The sequence below is a fragment of the Kribbella ginsengisoli genome (genome assembly GCF_039537185.1).
GTDB classification, from domain to species: Bacteria; Actinomycetota; Actinomycetes; order Propionibacteriales; family Kribbellaceae; genus Kribbella; species Kribbella koreensis.
The window spans coordinates 307,201-322,250 of sequence record NZ_BAABAA010000005.1 but is presented as its reverse complement, the minus strand read 5'-3'; the positions used below and the strand labels follow the sequence as shown (position 1 = coordinate 322,250).

Below are 15,050 nucleotides of genomic sequence, written 5' to 3'. Positions count from 1 at the left end.
ATTTCCCTTGTAACTGCGGTAAAAAGCTCGCGTTGTTTCCGAAGAACTGTGGACAAGGACCCACGGCTGTTCAGAAATTACGGGCACTACTCCTTGACCGGAAAGTCAAGGACGACCGTTGTGCCAGGGCCGTCGGTGCGTGGGTGGAATTCGAGCAGTCCGTCGAGTTCGCCGATCACCAGCGTGCGGACGATCGACAGCCCCAGGTTGCCGGACGTCTCGGAGTCGAAGTTCGCCGGAAGCCCCTTGCCGTCATCGGTCACCACCACCCGCAGCCGCCCGACGCTCCGCTGGGCGGCCAGTTCGATGGTGCCGGTCGGGTGCTCGGTCGACCTGCTGCTGAAGGCGTGCTCGACCGAGTTCTGCATGAGTTCGGTCAGCACCATCGCCAGCGGGGTCGCCACCTCGGAGTCCAGTACGCCGAACGTGCCGGTCCGGCTGATCGTCACCTCGGCCGAGATCGTCGACACGTCCGCGACCATCGCGGCGACCCGGTCGGCGACGTCGTCGAAGTCGACGTGCTCGTCGAACGACTCCGACAGCGTCTCGTGCACGATCGCGATCGATCCCACTCTGCGGACGGCTTCGGCCAGCGCAGACTGGGCTTCTGGCACGGTGATGCGCCTTCCCTGCATTCGCAGTAACGCGGCGACGGTCTGCAAGTTGTTCTTGACGCGATGATGAATCTCCCGGATGGTCGCCTCCTTGGTGACCAGCTCCCGCTCCCGGCTCCGCAGCTCCGTGACGTCGCGGAGCAGGATCAGCGCGCCCACGTGCTCGCCCTCGGCCCGCAACGGGATCGCCCGCAGGAACAGGGTCGCGTCGGAGTTCTCGATCTCGATCTCCTTGGCGGCCCGGCCGGTGAGCACCGAGGCCGGCACGTCGTCCACCTTCTGGCCGCTGTGGATGAGTTCGCCGGTGATGTCCTTCAGCCGGCTGCCGACCAGGTCGGTGACCAGTCCCATCCGGCGGTACGCGGACAACGCGTTCGGGCTCGCGAACGTCACCATGCCGTGACGATCGACCCGGATGCAGCCGTCCCCGACGCGTGGGGTGGTGGACAGCAGCCGCTCACCGCCGTACGGGAAGATGCCGTCGGTGATCATCCGGGCGAGGTCGGTGGCGCTCTGGAGGTAGGCGATCTCGAGCCGGCTGGGCGTCCGGACGCCGAGCAGGTTGGTGTTGCGGGCGATCACGGCGATCACGCGGGCGCCGCGGCGTACCGGGATCGTCTCGACCCGGACGGGCACGTCGTCGCGCCATTCGGGGTCGCCCTCGCGGCAGATCCGGCCGGTGTCGTAGGCCTGGTCGAGCAGCGGGCGGCGGTCGCGCGGTACGAAACTGCCGACGATGTCGTCCAGGTACGCCGTCGGGCCGGTGGTCGGCCGCATCTGCGCGCCCGCCCAGAAGCCGAGCCCCTCGGTGTCGGGCAGCCAGAGCACCAGGTCCGCGAAGGACAGGTCGGCCAGCATCTGCCAGTCGGACACCAGCAGCTGCAGCCGGTCCAGGTCCGCCTGGTCCAGCGTCGTGTGGTTCCGCGCCACATCGCTCAAAGACGGCACGGGGCTGAGCCTAGGGCATGGGTTGCCGGCGGTACTTCGGGCAGGTGGGGCTGGGTCTGGGGTGGCTGGGTACGGGGTGGTTGCCGATGTCGGGCGTGGGCAGGCTCGACAGGAGCGGGTGGATGGGTGTTGATTGAGCAGGTCCAAGTGAAAGGATGCATTGGTGGAGTCGACGTACTGGCAGGACGTGATGGCCGCGGACTACGCGGTACCCCGCGACCGTGCGCTGACCGACCTCACCGAGGAGCTCGTCCGGGGCCTGGCCAGTACCAACCCGCAGGTGCGGGATGCGCTGGCCTACCCGACCCTGGCCACCTGGCTCGAGCGCGGGGTCTACGACGACCTGCTGCCTGGTTTCGGTGACGGTCTCTGCGCCGGACTCGCCTACGGGCTCGGGGAGGACGGCACCGACACGGTCTTCCGCCGCTCGTTCACCGCGCTGACGCTGGCGGAGGTGATCCATCGCGACAACGCCGAGTTCCTCGTCCACGACGAGGTAGTGATGCGGTGGGGTGACCGGCTGGCCACCTGGCTGCTGCGCGAGCGCGACCTGCGTGGGTATGTCGCCGACTGCGGGTGGGCGCATGCCGTGGCGCATGGGGCTGACGCTATCGGCGCACTGGCCCGCTCACGGCACTGCGACGCGGGGGTGCTGCGGGCGCTGCTCGACGTACTGGCTGACCGGATCGTGAAGGAAACGCAGTACCGGTGGGTGCATGAGGAGCATGACCGGGTCGCCCATGCGGTGATGACGATCCTGCACCGGAACATGCTGACCAGCGACGAACTGGAACGGTGGCTCAAGCCGGTTGCGGCTACTGCGGCCCAGCAGCCGCTGATGCACGAGACGCTGCCCGAGTGGCCGACGCCCAACGTCTTCAACGCACGCAGCGTGCTGCATGTGCTGCTCAGCCAGCTCGCCATCGGCGTCAAAGGCTTCCCCATCCCCGGCGACGACGAACTCTTCGGCCGCCCCATCGAAGCCCGAGCCGACATGCTCCTGATGCTGACGGAGGCTGTCCGAGGCTCCCAGCCCTACATCTACCGCCCAGCCGCCAACAACACCTGACTCCCCACGCCGGCGAACGCAAGCTGGCCTTGTCAGCGGTGGCTGGCCCGACGCCGCGGCGTACCGTGGTCGACCGAGCAGCCGACGGCGGTACTCAATCGGGGCGACTTTGTGCTTCACCTGAGTGCTTCGCGAGCGTTTGAATGCTCAGGTCGAGCACAAGGTTGCGGCTAGGGGCTAGCAAGCGCATGGTGGGTGCGTGACCAGCCAGCGGCACGGATCGCCACCAGTCGGGACGACGGCAGCGGAACCAACGGGCAGGTAGCCGTGGTGTTCGTCGGCCAGCGCCGTCCACACCGACCGCTGCACGCCAGGCCAGTACTCGGCGATTGCCCGGTCGACCCCGCCATCCATCTGCCCATAACTGTTGCCTGCCGTCAGTACGGCGTCGACCTCGGTCAGTACATCGAGCAGCGAGCCATGCCGCACTTCGATCGCACCCTCGGCGATCTCCCCGCGAAGACCTCGCGCCAGGCGTCCACCAGCTCGGAGTCAAGATCGACAAGGAGAATCCGCGACACCACGGAGCCATCATGCCGCGCTCGGTCGGGGACCCGTGGACGACGGCGGTCATCGCGCCGTGAGTTCGAGAATGCCTAGCGGTTGAAGTGGGTTGCGAGGCCGTCGAGGATGCAGTTGAGGCCGAAGGTGAAGTCGTTGTCGGGGTCGGGTTCTTCGGCTTCGTGGATGCGGCGGGCGAGCATGGGGTGTTCGCCGGCGGCTAGGATCTGGGTGATGTAGGGGCCTTGGCTGTGTTGCCATTGCTCCTTGGTGAGACCGCTGCGTTGCTCGGCGAGCAGGGCAGCTTGCTGGCCGGCGACCGAGCCCAGGACGTACGCGCGAACGGTGCTGAGGGCTTGCGACGCGAGGGTGATGTCGGGGGTGAGCGCGACGGCGGCGCGCAGGGCGGCTTCGGACCTGCGCAAGGAGTTGGGGCCGAGGGAGGGCCTCCCCGTGAGCTCGCCCGCCAGCCACGGGTGCCGCAGCAGGGTCGCCCGCAGGGCATGAGCGACCGCAGCCAAGCCAGCCCGCCAATCCCCCGCACTGCCGGCATCCCCGCCACCGTCCGCATCCCCGGTGCTGCCGGCATCTCCGGTGCCGTCCGCATCCCCCGCACCGTCCGCATCCCCCGCACCGTCCGCATCCCCGGTGCCGTCCGCATCCCCGCCACCGTCCGCATCCCGGGTGCTGCCGGCATCCCCGCCACCGTCCGCATCCCCGCCACCGTCCGCATCCCCGGTGCTGCCGGCATCTCCGGTGCCGTCCGCATCTCCGGTGCCGTCCGTATCTCCGGTGCTGCCGGCATCCCGGGTGCTGTCGGTGTCGTCGGGGAGGGGATCTTCGCCTTGGACGGCGTCGATCATCAGGTCGAGTAGTTCGTCGCGGTTGGTGATGTAGCGGTAGAGGGTGGCTGTGCCGGAGCCGAGGTCGCCGGCGACGCGGCGCATCGAGACGGCGTCCAGGCCTTCGGTGTCGGCGACGGCGAGGGCGGCCGCGACGTACTGGTCGACGCCGGGCGCGCGGCGGGCCGGTTGCGGGCGCTGCCTGGTCCACACCGACGAAGGCGCAGGGTCGGTCATCGAGCGGGTTCCTTTCCTCGTTGACACGCCATCCTAGCTTATGGCTACGCTGTAGCCATGACGAATACAGCGTATCCAGAAGCGCCGGTACTAGTCGCAGGCGGCGGCAGCGTCGGGCTGATCGCCGCCGCGCTGCTCGCCCATCACGGCGTACCGGCCGTGCTCGTCGAACGCCGTGACGGGCCGTCGATCCACCCGCGCGCCACCGGCATCGGGTCCCGTACGGTCGAGATCCTCCGCGAACTCGGGCTCGACACAGCCGCCGACGCCGTCGCTGTCGACCTCCAGGGCGCCGGGGCGGTGGGCAAGGCGGTGGCGCGGACCGTCATCGAGATGGGCGCGGGCGACGTGGTCACCGTCCCCATGCCCACCCCGCCCGCGGGGGCGCTGGACGTGACGCCGTTCAAGCTGCGCGGTGTCTGCGCACAGGACCGGCTCGACGCCGTGGTGGCGGCCGACCTGGTACGCCGTGGCGCGGACCTGCGCTGGTCGACCAATCTGGTCGGCATCACGCAGGACGCCGATGGGGTCGACGTCGAACTCGACGGGCCGGACGGTCGCTATTCGCTCCGGTGCTCGTGGGTCGTGGCCGCGGACGGTGGGCATAGCGCGGTACGGACTGCGCTCGGCGTCGGTACGTCCGGAGCGGGTGACCTGGGCAAGTCGATGATCAACATCCTGTTCCGCGCTGACCTGCGGCCTTATCTGCAAGGGATATCGTTCGGTACCTGCACGATCACCACGCCGGACGCGCCTGGCCTGCTGGTCACCGTCGACGGCGAGTCGACCTGGGTCTTCCATGTCGCCTGCGATGTCGACGCCGGCGAACGTCCCGAGGACTTCACACCCGAACGCTGTGTCGCAATCGTCCGCGCAGCCGTAGGCGATCCCGACCTCGCCGTGGAGATCCGCAGCGTACTTCCGTGGCGCCCCCGAAGCTCACTGGCCGACCGCTTCGCTGTCGGCCGAGTCTTCCTCGTCGGCGATGCCGCTCACACCGTCTCCCCGCTGGGCGCCTTCGGCCTCAACACCGGCGTCGCCGACGCCCACAACCTCGCCTGGAAGCTAGCAGCGGTCCACCACGGCGAAGCAGGCGTCGCCCTGCTCGACACCTACGCCCAGGAGCGCGAGCCGATCGCCGCAACCACCCTGGACCAAGCAATGCGACGTGTAGGCGACCCTGCGCTGCACTGGGGCCGCGGCCCCGAAGCCGACGCAGCCAGAAAGGCAGCCGGGGTCTGGGCAGCCCCGGTCGTCCACCTAGGCCAGCGCTACGCCTCACCCGCCATCATCAACCCCCAGCCAGTACTACCGTCCACAACCGACCTAGCCGCAGCACTGGACGGCACCCCCGGCTCCCGAGTCCCCCACGCCTGGGTCGACGGCCTATCAACCCTCGACCTGGTCGCATCCCACTGGACCCTGCTAGTAGGTGCTACCGACAACCACGCAGACGCCAGGAACGGTCGCCCGGATGGCGGGGGTGGTAACGCGGGCGCTGGGGGCGACCGGTGGCTTGCTGCTGCGGCTGAGTTGGGCTTACCGGCGTACCGGGTGTCTGTGCCTTGGCTGTCCGATGAGGGGGCCATGCTCGTACGACCGGACGCGATCGTCGCGATGCGTGTCAGTGCCGCGGTACCGGACCCCGCGCGCTTCATCACCGACGCGCTGGACCAACTGCTGGCCAGGCCGATCCCGGTGCCGACCACCTGACCTCAAACCGGCACTGAAACCCCGGCCGCGCCGTCGGCTTGGCGGGCTGTCGCGCCACCTGCGGACGGTAGGTTTGGCGAGTGTCGCGGCTACTGATTGCACCCACTGTTCGCCTGCATGCCGAGTGGTTGGAGGCACACGCGGAGTGGGGACCAGGCCTTCACGAGGACGGCTTCGGCATCGCCGAGACCGACGACGTCGAATCGGCGGAAGGATTCGCAACCTGGGTCGCCCGGCTGACAAGCCAGCCGAACGCAACCCTCCGCTGGATCCTCGAAGACAACCGGGTGCAAGGCGGTATCGCCCTCCGCCACCACCTCCACGAACAGAACGGTCACATCGGCTACGGCATCCGCCCCTCCGCCCGCGGCCGCGGCCTCGCCACCTGGGCACTAGGCGAAATCCTCAACCACGCAAGCACTCTGGGCATCCCCCGCGTAATGCTCGTCTGCCTGGCCGACAACCTCCCGTCCACCAAAACCATCGAACGCCACGGCGGAGTACCAACAGACACCCAGCACCGCGGCGACCGATCCGTACGCCGGTACTGGATCAACCTCGCCAACTCCGATGACTGAGGAAATACCGCCCCTGAAGGTCACCGTCCAGACCGCCGTACCGCACGCCTGGCGAGCTACCCTCAGCGCGATCGTCGACTCCCTCCTCCGCGGAGACGCCCGCATCGGCCAGAACCTCGAGAACGTCGATCCCCTCGCCGAAGATCGGTCGGCGCTGTGTCGCGAACTGATCGAGGCGTACGGATCACCCACCTTGATCCCGCTCCCGGACGCGACTTGGCGCACCTCGATCGCCAGCTGGCAAGGCAACCGCTGGGACTGCCTGATCGACCTCTGGTCCGCTGAAGACGGCAGCACCGACCTGGTGCTGGACATCGCGGTCTTCGAAGACGACGAAACCGCGTTCCGGTTCCGCCCCCACCTCGTCTACGTCGCGTAGCCGCTCGGTCCTCTTCGTCGGAGGATGCCGCGGTCGACAGGTGGTGGGCGCGGCCCGTACCGTCGCGGGATGGGGCGGTTTGCGGAAGTGACGATGGCCAGAGTTCCGCCGGGCATCGGCGTACCGGATCCGTTGCGGATGTTGTTCGAGTGGGTGGATATCAACGGCTTCGTCCACACGGACGAGGACGGCGAACTCTGGGGTTCGCTGTCTGACGACCCGTTCAACGGACCCGGCTCATACCTCCTTCTTCGCGGCAACACCACTGACGAGGTGGGCGACCGTTTGGCCGGCTGGCTCGCGCCGGTGCGCGACGGCGTACCGGTGCTGTGGCCGTTCTGCAGAACCGGTGGTGACGGTTCCATGGCTGCTTTGTGGCGCGCGCCCGACGGGCGGGATCTCATCGTCCATCTGGCCTCTGGAAGCGGATCGCTGCTGATGTGCGTGCTGGGAGAGGACGCCGTGGATTTCCTCCGCCTGCTCGCCATCGGCTACAAAGAGGTCTGCTGGAACGACGACTGGTCTGAGCCGCCGGTGCCCGAACCCGGAGGCGAGGTCGCGAATCTCCCCTACCGCCACTGGGTCGAGACGAGCTTCGGCGTCGACATCCCCGCCACCGGTCTCGAGATCATTCCGAACCCCGCCGAATGGGGTGACGAGGACACCACCGACATCTGGTGCCGGGCGGTCAATGAGACAGGCGAGTGAGACCTGGTTCTCATAGGTCGTGGAGGTGCTGGGTTTCGTTGAGGGTGACGACCTGGTGGCTGAAGTGGGTGTCGTTGCGGAGCAGAGTGGTGATGCTGCCCGATTTCAGTGGGAAGAAGCCGCGGTCGGTCGACATCATCGGCATACCGATCCAGGCCGCGATCAGATAGCTCGACGCGGAGCCGTGCGACACGAGGATCTGGTTGGCGACCGGTCGACGGATGATGTCGTCGAGAGCCGGGTACAGCCGCTCGACCAACTCCAGCCGAGTCTCCGCCCCCGCCGGCCCGTCGTGATGACCAAGCCGATCCCCGTACTCCGGCAGCGGCACCCGCCGCTCGTCGAGCCAAGCCTGCGGCCGCCCGTCCGCCTCCCCGTTGGACCTCTCCCGAAGCCGAGCATCAACCTGTACGCCGACCGAGAACCTGCCGGCAATCCGCTCCGCCGTCTGCCGGGCCCGCCGCAAATCCGACGAGTAAACCTCCACCGCCCCGGCCCCGATCCGGCCGGCCAGCACCTCACCAATCCGCTCGGCCTGCACCCGCCCCCGCTCAGTCAACTCCGAGTCGTACCAACCCCCGACCAACCCATCCACATGATGCTGAGCCTCGGCATGCGTGACGAGGTAGATCCGTCTCATTTCGGCACGGCGATCGTGGTGATGACTGCGCGGTGGTCGGAGCCTTCTATCTCGTACGTCTGGAATTTGCCCGGCAGGATGCCGTCGGAGACGACTACGTGGTCGATCTGGGTGCGGAAGAGCACCGGGCGGTCGGCCGGCCAGGTGCCCTGGAAGCCTTCGCCGACGCTGGGGCCGACGCTCTTGCAGCGCCGGCCGAGGGCGGAGCGGAAGTCCGCATGGTCGACCGTTGCGTTGAAGTCGCCCGCGACCACAGTCGGAGAACCAGCCGCACACCAGTCCTTCACGACCTGAAGGTCCTGCTTCCAGATCGTCACGTCCTTCGGTAGCGGCGGATACCCGTGATAAGCGATCAGCCGAAGCTTCCCGAGATTCCCACCCGTGACGATGATGTGCCCGAACTGCGTGGTCGTCTGCTGCACCGGCCCGATCGTCACGGCCCCCGGATCCCCGGCCCCCGGCTTGGTACCAGGCTGCTGTGAGCTGACGCTCCCCGTATCAAGCTTCTCCGAGTCGAAATGCACGCTGCCCAGATCCGCGGACACCAGCACGCTCGTAGCGCTCTCCACCGCGGCGTTCGCCTGCTGCGTATACCCGTAGTACCGCAAGCCCGAAAGATGCGCCTCGATCGACTGCCGTACGTCGACCTGTGCCTCCGGCAACGAAACGATGTCCGGCCGGTGGGCATTGATCAGCTTGGCCACCTCACCCGGATCCGCTCCCCCGCCCAGCACATTGGCGACCATCACCGTCAGCGCCCGCGTACCAGCCGGAGGCGGCGTCGGGTCCGAGAACTTCCGCGGCGCCACCAGCACCCCACCGACGAGCGCAAGCAGAATCACCAGCCCGGCCGCGATCCGCCAGTTCCACCGCAGCAACATCGCCAACCCAAGTACAAGCACCAGAACCAGGAGCTGAGGCCGGAAGGCCACCAGTTGCGCGAACGGCGTGACCTCGTCGAGCCCGTACAGCTCCGGATACAGCGGCACGGCAACAACCAGCAGAAAGAGCACCGACAGCACGACCCGCCGCAGGTTCCACGCCGCATCAGTATCCATACCCCACCCTGAAGGTCTAGTCGCTATCCGTTAGCGAGCGGTAGCCTTCACCGCGCGCCTGTGTCTCGAGGAGGTTGCTGTGTCCAAGCTTGCCGCGGTCAGACCCGCGTACTGGATCGCCGGCGTACTGCTGGCGGCCTCGGTGGTCGTACCGCTACTTGTCTCCACTTACGCCAAGGACGAACCCCGATTGTGGGGATTTCCGTTCTTCTACTGGTACCAGCTGCTCTGGGTGTTCGTCTCCGCGATCACGGTGAGCATCTCCTACCAGTTGGTGATGCGCGAGGAGCGTAAGCGACGGGCCGAGGCAGGCCTCGACGCCGGCTCGAGCCGGAAGGAGGGCGAGCGATGAACACCAAGGTCGACTGGGTCCAGCTGATCATCGTCATCGTCATCTTCGCCGCCGTCACCGTGATGGGCTTCATGGCCGCGCGCTGGCGCCGGTCGGGCGAGATGGACAGCCTGGACGAGTGGGGTCTGGGTGGCCGTGGCTTCGGCACCTTCATCACCTGGTTCCTGCTCGGTGGCGACCTCTACACGGCGTACACGTTCGTCGCCGTACCGGCCGCGATGTACGCGACCGGCGCGATCAGCGGCTTCTTCGCCGTGCCCTACACCATCGTGGTTTACCCGATCATCTTCATCTTCATGTCCCGGCTCTGGTCGGTCGCGCACCGGAACGGGTACGTGACCCCGGCAGACTTCGTCGGCGGCCGGTACGGGAGCCGCGGCCTGTCGCTGGCGGTGGCCGTCACGGGCATCCTCGCGACGATGCCGTACATCGCGCTGCAGCTGGTCGGCATGCAGGCGGTCTTCGAGACGATGGGCCTGGGCGGCAGTAACACGCTGGCCAAGGACCTGCCACTGCTGATCGCGTTCGCGGTCCTCGCGGCGTACACCTACTCGTCCGGCCTGCGCGCCCCGGCGATGATCGCGTTCGTCAAGGACGGCCTGATCTACCTGGTGATCGCCGTCGCGATCATCTACCTGCCGCACGCGCTCGGCGGCTGGGACACCATTTTCGACGCCGCCAAGGCGAAGATGGCGACCCCGAACCCGGCCACCGGAAAACCGACCGGCGCCTTCATTCCTGGTGAAGCCGGGTACTCGGCGTATTGGACGCTGGCCCTCGGCTCGGCGATGGCGCTGTTCATGTATCCACATTCCGTGACGGCGGTACTGTCCACCAAGAACAGAAATGTCGTCCGCCGGAACGCGGCGATCCTGCCGGCCTATTCACTCCTGCTCGGATTGCTCGCCCTGCTCGGATTCATGGCGATCACCGCAAAGGTCAACATCAAGGGCCTGGACGGCCTGGCGAACCCGCAACTGGCGATTCCGCGGCTGTTCGACCAGGAATTCCCGGCCTGGTTCGCCGGTATCGCCTTCGCGGCGATCGCGGTGGGCGCGCTGGTGCCGGCGGCGATCATGTCGATCGCGGCCGCGAACCTGTTCACCCGCAACATCTACCGCGACTTCCTGAAGAAGGACGCGACCCCGGCGCAGGAGGCCAAGGTCTCCAAGCTCGCCTCGCTGCTGGTGAAGTTCGGCGCGCTGATCTTCGTGCTCGGGATGGACAAGACCATCTCGCTCAACCTGCAGCTGCTCGGCGGGATCTGGATCCTGCAGACCTTCCCGGCGATCGTGGTCGGCCTGTTCACCCGGTGGTTCCACCGCTGGGCGCTGCTGACCGGCTGGGCGGTGGCGATGGTGTTCGGCACCATCTCGGCGTACAACGTGGTCAACCCGGCGACGAAGAAGCACTTCGGCGGCTCGCTGGCGAACTTCCCGTTCACCGAGAAGCAGGTCTACATCGGGCTCACGGCCGTCTCGATCAACCTGGTCGTGACCGTCGTCCTGACCCTGATCCTGCGGGCGCTCAAGGTGGGCGAGGGCGTGGACTCCACCCACCCGACCGACTACCTGGCCGACGCGGGCGATCCCGGGGTGAAGGACCTGCCGGATCTGCTCGACGAGGGTGGCGCGGCGGCTGCCAAGGCGTAGTACGCGGAACACAGAAAGTGGTTGCCTCGACACGCTAAGGAGTCGAGTGCGCTGATTTGACGGGCCATGACGGGCAGAATCACCAGGATGTTGCTGGTTCTGCTCGTCATGCTGCTCGCCGCCGGGGCGGCACTGCTGACCGGCGGGCACCTGACGGATCTGGCCGACAACACCCTCACCGGCCTCCACTGGCTCGCCGCAGCCGCCACAGGCCAGGTCCTGGGCTCTATGACCGGCGGTGTCGCCTACCCAGTAGGCCTGGTCGGCTCAGCCGTCTGCATAGCCGTTTTCCTCCGCCTGAACCTCCGGCGTCCCGGTGTAGCCCTACTAGCCGCCGGCTTCACCTGCAACGCCCTAGTAGTCGCCCTGAACGGCGCCATGCCCGTCTCCCCGGCAACCCTCGCCCGCGCCGGCATCACAACCTTCACCGAGGACCCCCGCCACGAGCTAGTAGACGCCTCCACCCGTCTCCACTGGCTAGGCGACGTAGTACCAGTAGCCCTACCCGGCCTAGGCCAAGCAGTAAGCCCCGGCGACGTCCTCATAGCCGCAGGCGCCGGCCTACTCCTGTACGCCGGAATGGGCGGCACCGGCCACATCCCGACCGACCGGCCGCCCAGCTGGTCGGACCTAGAAGCGGAACCCCCGGCCGACCACCCGGCGAAGTGACTCGACGACTACCGGGTCGTACTCCGCGCCGATGCCCAGCCCGATGTTCTCCATCGCCTTGCCCGGCGTCTGGCCGCTGCCCTCCCCCACCAACTGCTCATAGGCAAGCGACACGTTGACGATCCCACTCTCCACCGGAATGTCCGGGTTGCTGGCCCGCCCCTGCCGATAAGGGTCATTGGAGTGCCGCACGATCTCCGCGACGTGATCCAGCACCCCCGACCGCTCGATGATCGAGGCCCCGATCTCAGCAGCCTGCTGCCGCTCCTCCCGGCTCCGCAGCAACGACGCCCCACCCGGACTCGGATCCGCCAGCGCCAGCTGCCCCACCCCCGACAGCAGCGCCGCATACTCCAACGCCTCCATCCGAGCCGGCGTCAACCCCAGATCGTTCCCGATCGCCACCGCCAGACTCGCGGTCCGGGCATTCTGCCCAGGACTACTGAACCCAGCGATCTCCGTACTCCGAGCCATCGACCGAACCGTCGTCCGGTACGTCCGCTGAGCCGACGAATAGCGACGGAAGGCGAACTGAGTGAGCAGCAGCGGAACGAGAACCAGCGGCGGCGCCCACAGGCCGGCCAACGAGGTGCCCGAGGCCAGCAGAATGCCGCTGATCGCCATCGCCATCCCGATCCGTCCCATCACGCCGAACTCGTCGCGCAGGGCCGCCGGGAACGGTTTGTTGTGCCGCTCGGTGGACTGGCCCGCTCCGACGATGGCGTCGAGGACCGCGGCGGACAGCACGGCCAGGATCATCGCCCCGCACAGTGGCAGCGCGTGCCGCCAGGAGCCGTTCCATGACAGGTCGGTCGGAGCAATCGCCGCGAACACCGCCGCGGCGGCGCCGACCGACAGCAACCGCCGGCTCGAGACCACCGCGTCCCATGCCAGTCCGGCGACCACCCGGGGCAGCACGCCGGCGGCCGTCGCCACGGCCGTGACCGCGATGATCTGAGCGACATCCGGTGGTACCGCGACCTCGGGACCACGCAGCAGGCAGTAGCCGAGCGCTGCGCTGGTGGCGATCGGCGCACGGTTGCGGGTCCGGTCCACCCGGAACTGCACCATCTCTCCGACTGCGATCAGGCCACCGAAGGTCAGCGCGGCCGGCCACTCAGTCATCCCCCGCCGGGCAGTGAGTACAACCGCGGCCAGGCCGAGCACCGCGCCGGCGAGCACGATCACCACGCCACTGCCGAAGTTCCTGAGGTCAAGCCCTTCGGTCTCCCCCGTCATCGTCATGCCGGTCCGGCCGCCGATCCGGTGGCTCCGCCGCCGCTGCCGAGGCTGAGGTCGTCGTGGTCGATCGCGGCGTCGATCGTCCCGTTCGGCGCCGGCTGGTCGGCCGCCGCGGGCGTCCAGCCCTGCTTCCCGATCACCTCGACGAAAGCATCGACCAGCGCGGGGTCGAAGTGGGTGTGACGGTCCTGGACCAAGATGGCGATGGTTTCCTCGATGCTGCGGGCCGGCCGGTAGGAACGGGTCGAGGTCAGGCAGTCGAAGGCGTCCACGATGCCGATGATCCTCGCGAAGTACGGGATGTTGGTGCCACTCAGTCCGGCCGGGTAGCCCGAACCGTCGAACTTCTCGTGGTGGTGCAGGACGGCGGACTTCACTTCTTCGAGGAACGGGATGTTGCCGATCAGCTCGACGCCGCGCGCGGGATGCAGCCGGATCGCGTCCATCTCGGCGTCGTCGAGCCGGCCGGGCTTGCGGATGATGCTGGTGGGGACGCCGACCTTGCCGACGTCGTGCAGCAGCCCCGCGTGCTCGAGCGCCTGCTGGCGGTCCTCGGACAGCCGCAGATGGCGGCCGAGCATGCCGGCCCCTTCGCTGACCCGCTCGGAGTGACCGCGGGTGTACAGGTCCTTGGTCTCGATCAGCTGGATGAAGGCACGCATCGTCGCCGCCTGCGCGGCCCGCTCGACGGCGTCCTGGGACAGCGCCCAGCGCGCGACGATCAGCGGAACCAGTGTCAGCAGACCGGCGATCATGCCCAGGCCGCCGAGCCACATGAAGGCCAGGATCAGGCCGAGGAAGCCGTAGCCCAGCATCGGCAGGGCAGTCGGCACGACCACTTCGCTGAAGAACGCCCGGACTACCGCCGGCCCCCGTTCCAGCGACAGCACACACGACATCAGTACTGCGTTGACCACCTGGTGAGCCAGGCCGGTCAAGGTCACGGCCAAGATGGCTCGTGGTACGTGCTCCAGAGCAACCTGCCCGACCGGACCGTCGACGGCCATGAAGGCCAGCGCGCCACCCGCGGCGGACAGAATTCGTTGCGCACTACTGAAAACCCGCTTGATCAACGGGACCCGCCTGGCCTGGATCAGCGAGCCGACCCCGGCCACCACGACTGCGGCAGCAGGTCCCACGATCACGTAGACCGAGATGAGCACGATCGATGCCAGGGAGGCTCCCTGAGTCGGACCGTGGGGCGAGCGAAGAGCACTACCGATGAGTACTAGAAGGCACAGGCCGACCACTGTCAGGTAGCTGGACAGCGTGAGCGCCGACATGACGAAAACCACGATCGCCGCAATGGCGACGGCCGAGACGAGGATGCGCAGTCCCGCTCGGTGTATGGCTGGCGTCATAGAGTGCCTTCGCGGTTGGTCACCAGTCCCAGTTGCCATCAAGCATCTTAGGTCACCTCCGATCAGCGGCGTAGTCTCGAACCCACAGGGGATGTGCGGGTGCAGGGGGGCAGACAGCGCTTCGCTGACTAGTACCTAAATTTTGCATCGCCTGACGTGTGCCGAAACACTGTAAGCCAGACCGTGACCCGTCGCACTGTAGTGAACACACCCTCGTGGTATGAGAGACTGTGACTCTTTGCAGTTGTTACAAGGAGGCTTTCAAATGGGCAAGACCGGCCGCAAGCGTCGCGCACGCAAGAAGAAGGGCGCGAACCACGGCAAGCGCCCCAACGCCTGAGCACGACGGCTACAGACAGCGAGGACCCCGGTGAAAACCGGGGTCTTTGCAGTTTGGTCACATGTCACAACAAGACCATTGACCGCACTGGTTCCCTGTACTCAGTGTTCCCCCTCAAACACTCCCCGCTATTCACCGGAATGCTTT

At 67.4% G+C, this 15,050-nt stretch carries 16 protein-coding genes; 9 read left to right on the top strand and 7 right to left on the bottom strand.

What is annotated here, in order from left to right; all coding sequences use genetic code 11:
- Positions 1–86: 86 nt before the first annotated feature.
- Positions 87–1,562 carry a sensor histidine kinase gene (locus tag ABD768_RS20235; RefSeq protein ID WP_343964632.1) on the bottom strand — a complete coding sequence of 492 codons (1,476 nt, stop codon included), beginning with the start codon at positions 1,560–1,562 and terminating at the stop codon, positions 87–89.
- Positions 1,563–1,725: 163 nt separating this feature from the next.
- Between ABD768_RS20235 and ABD768_RS20230 the strand changes: the two genes are divergently transcribed.
- Complete coding sequence (locus ABD768_RS20230) at positions 1,726–2,631, top strand: DUF2785 domain-containing protein (RefSeq protein ID WP_343964630.1); 906 nt, start codon at positions 1,726–1,728, stop codon at positions 2,629–2,631.
- A 177-nt stretch (positions 2,632–2,808) separates the two neighbouring features.
- Here ABD768_RS20230 and ABD768_RS20225 read toward each other — a convergent pair whose 3' ends face one another.
- Both ABD768_RS20225 and ABD768_RS20220 read right to left on the bottom strand, forming a co-directional pair.
- Positions 2,809–3,060, bottom strand: coding sequence for a macro domain-containing protein (locus ABD768_RS20225; protein WP_344842777.1), 252 nt, complete (start codon positions 3,058–3,060; stop codon positions 2,809–2,811).
- 167 nt (positions 3,061–3,227) lie between these two features.
- Positions 3,228–4,211: a TetR/AcrR family transcriptional regulator gene (locus ABD768_RS20220; protein ID WP_344842774.1), complete on the bottom strand. Its 984-nt coding sequence runs from the start codon at positions 4,209–4,211 to the stop codon at positions 3,228–3,230.
- A 57-nt stretch (positions 4,212–4,268) separates the two neighbouring features.
- On the opposite strand from ABD768_RS20220, the gene ABD768_RS20215 reads away from it, so the two are divergent.
- From ABD768_RS20215 to ABD768_RS20200, 4 genes are all read left to right on the top strand, one after another.
- Positions 4,269–5,924: an FAD-dependent monooxygenase gene (locus ABD768_RS20215; protein WP_344842771.1), complete on the top strand. Its 1,656-nt coding sequence runs from the start codon at positions 4,269–4,271 to the stop codon at positions 5,922–5,924.
- Positions 5,925–6,004: 80 nt separating this feature from the next.
- Positions 6,005–6,502, top strand: coding sequence for a GNAT family N-acetyltransferase (locus ABD768_RS20210; RefSeq protein WP_344842768.1), 498 nt, complete (start codon positions 6,005–6,007; stop codon positions 6,500–6,502).
- On the top strand, positions 6,495–6,881 hold the full coding sequence (locus tag ABD768_RS20205) for a DUF7668 domain-containing protein (RefSeq protein ID WP_344842765.1): 387 nt from the start codon (positions 6,495–6,497) through the stop codon (positions 6,879–6,881). Before ABD768_RS20210 ends, ABD768_RS20205 begins: the two co-directional genes overlap by 8 nt.
- Before the next feature lie 69 nt (positions 6,882–6,950).
- The gene (locus ABD768_RS20200) at positions 6,951–7,589 is read left to right on the top strand and encodes a hypothetical protein (RefSeq protein ID WP_343964620.1); all 639 of its coding nucleotides are present in this window, start codon (positions 6,951–6,953) and stop codon (positions 7,587–7,589) included.
- A 10-nt stretch (positions 7,590–7,599) separates the two neighbouring features.
- Here ABD768_RS20200 and ABD768_RS20195 read toward each other — a convergent pair whose 3' ends face one another.
- Positions 7,600–8,229 carry a histidine phosphatase family protein gene (locus tag ABD768_RS20195; protein WP_344842762.1) on the bottom strand — a complete coding sequence of 210 codons (630 nt, stop codon included), beginning with the start codon at positions 8,227–8,229 and terminating at the stop codon, positions 7,600–7,602.
- Positions 8,226–9,287 carry an endonuclease/exonuclease/phosphatase family protein gene (locus tag ABD768_RS20190; protein ID WP_344842759.1) on the bottom strand — a complete coding sequence of 354 codons (1,062 nt, stop codon included), beginning with the start codon at positions 9,285–9,287 and terminating at the stop codon, positions 8,226–8,228. Before ABD768_RS20190 ends, ABD768_RS20195 begins: the two co-directional genes overlap by 4 nt.
- Positions 9,288–9,366: 79 nt before the next feature.
- Between ABD768_RS20190 and ABD768_RS20185 the strand changes: the two genes are divergently transcribed.
- The 3 genes from ABD768_RS20185 to ABD768_RS20175 all read left to right on the top strand — a co-directional run bounded on the left by ABD768_RS20185 (position 9,367) and on the right by ABD768_RS20175 (position 11,960).
- On the top strand, positions 9,367–9,639 hold the full coding sequence (locus ABD768_RS20185) for a DUF3311 domain-containing protein (protein WP_343964614.1): 273 nt from the start codon (positions 9,367–9,369) through the stop codon (positions 9,637–9,639).
- Complete coding sequence (gene mctP / locus ABD768_RS20180) at positions 9,636–11,291, top strand: monocarboxylate uptake permease MctP (RefSeq protein WP_344842756.1); 1,656 nt, start codon at positions 9,636–9,638, stop codon at positions 11,289–11,291. Before ABD768_RS20185 ends, mctP begins: the two co-directional genes overlap by 4 nt.
- An 87-nt stretch (positions 11,292–11,378) precedes the next feature.
- A complete protein-coding gene (locus ABD768_RS20175; protein WP_343964610.1) occupies positions 11,379–11,960 on the top strand; it encodes a DUF5317 domain-containing protein in 582 nt (193 codons plus the stop codon).
- Here ABD768_RS20175 and ABD768_RS20170 read toward each other — a convergent pair.
- Both ABD768_RS20170 and ABD768_RS20165 read right to left on the bottom strand, forming a co-directional pair.
- A complete protein-coding gene (locus tag ABD768_RS20170; protein ID WP_344842754.1) occupies positions 11,922–13,205 on the bottom strand; it encodes an HD-GYP domain-containing protein in 1,284 nt (427 codons plus the stop codon). The genes ABD768_RS20175 and ABD768_RS20170 overlap by 39 nt on opposite strands.
- Positions 13,202–14,563, bottom strand: coding sequence for an HD-GYP domain-containing protein (locus ABD768_RS20165; RefSeq protein ID WP_344842751.1), 1,362 nt, complete (start codon positions 14,561–14,563; stop codon positions 13,202–13,204). The genes ABD768_RS20170 and ABD768_RS20165 overlap by 4 nt, the downstream gene beginning before the upstream one ends.
- Positions 14,564–14,828: 265 nt before the next feature.
- Here ABD768_RS20165 and ABD768_RS43135 point away from each other — a divergent pair, with 265 nt between their 5' ends.
- Positions 14,829–14,903: a 50S ribosomal protein bL37 gene (locus tag ABD768_RS43135; RefSeq protein ID WP_369759046.1), complete on the top strand. Its 75-nt coding sequence runs from the start codon at positions 14,829–14,831 to the stop codon at positions 14,901–14,903.
- Positions 14,904–15,050: the final 147 nt, after the last annotated feature.

Excerpts from the sequence above, each read along its gene's own strand:
- ABD768_RS20220 (WP_344842774.1), bottom strand. The coding sequence starts at position 4,211 with ATGACCGACCCTGCGCCTTCGTCGGTGTGGACCAGGCAGCGCCCGCAA.
- ABD768_RS20215 (WP_344842771.1), top strand. The coding sequence starts at position 4,269 with ATGACGAATACAGCGTATCCAGAAGCGCCGGTACTAGTCGCAGGCGGC.
- ABD768_RS20205 (WP_344842765.1), top strand. The coding sequence starts at position 6,495 with ATGACTGAGGAAATACCGCCCCTGAAGGTCACCGTCCAGACCGCCGTA.
- ABD768_RS20200 (WP_343964620.1), top strand. The coding sequence starts at position 6,951 with ATGGGGCGGTTTGCGGAAGTGACGATGGCCAGAGTTCCGCCGGGCATC.
- ABD768_RS20195 (WP_344842762.1), bottom strand. The coding sequence starts at position 8,229 with ATGAGACGGATCTACCTCGTCACGCATGCCGAGGCTCAGCATCATGTG.
- ABD768_RS20190 (WP_344842759.1), bottom strand. The coding sequence starts at position 9,287 with ATGGATACTGATGCGGCGTGGAACCTGCGGCGGGTCGTGCTGTCGGTG.
- mctP (WP_344842756.1), top strand. The coding sequence starts at position 9,636 with ATGAACACCAAGGTCGACTGGGTCCAGCTGATCATCGTCATCGTCATC.
- ABD768_RS20175 (WP_343964610.1), top strand. The coding sequence starts at position 11,379 with ATGTTGCTGGTTCTGCTCGTCATGCTGCTCGCCGCCGGGGCGGCACTG.
- ABD768_RS20170 (WP_344842754.1), bottom strand. The coding sequence starts at position 13,205 with ATGACGATGACGGGGGAGACCGAAGGGCTTGACCTCAGGAACTTCGGC.
- ABD768_RS20165 (WP_344842751.1), bottom strand. The coding sequence starts at position 14,563 with ATGACGCCAGCCATACACCGAGCGGGACTGCGCATCCTCGTCTCGGCC.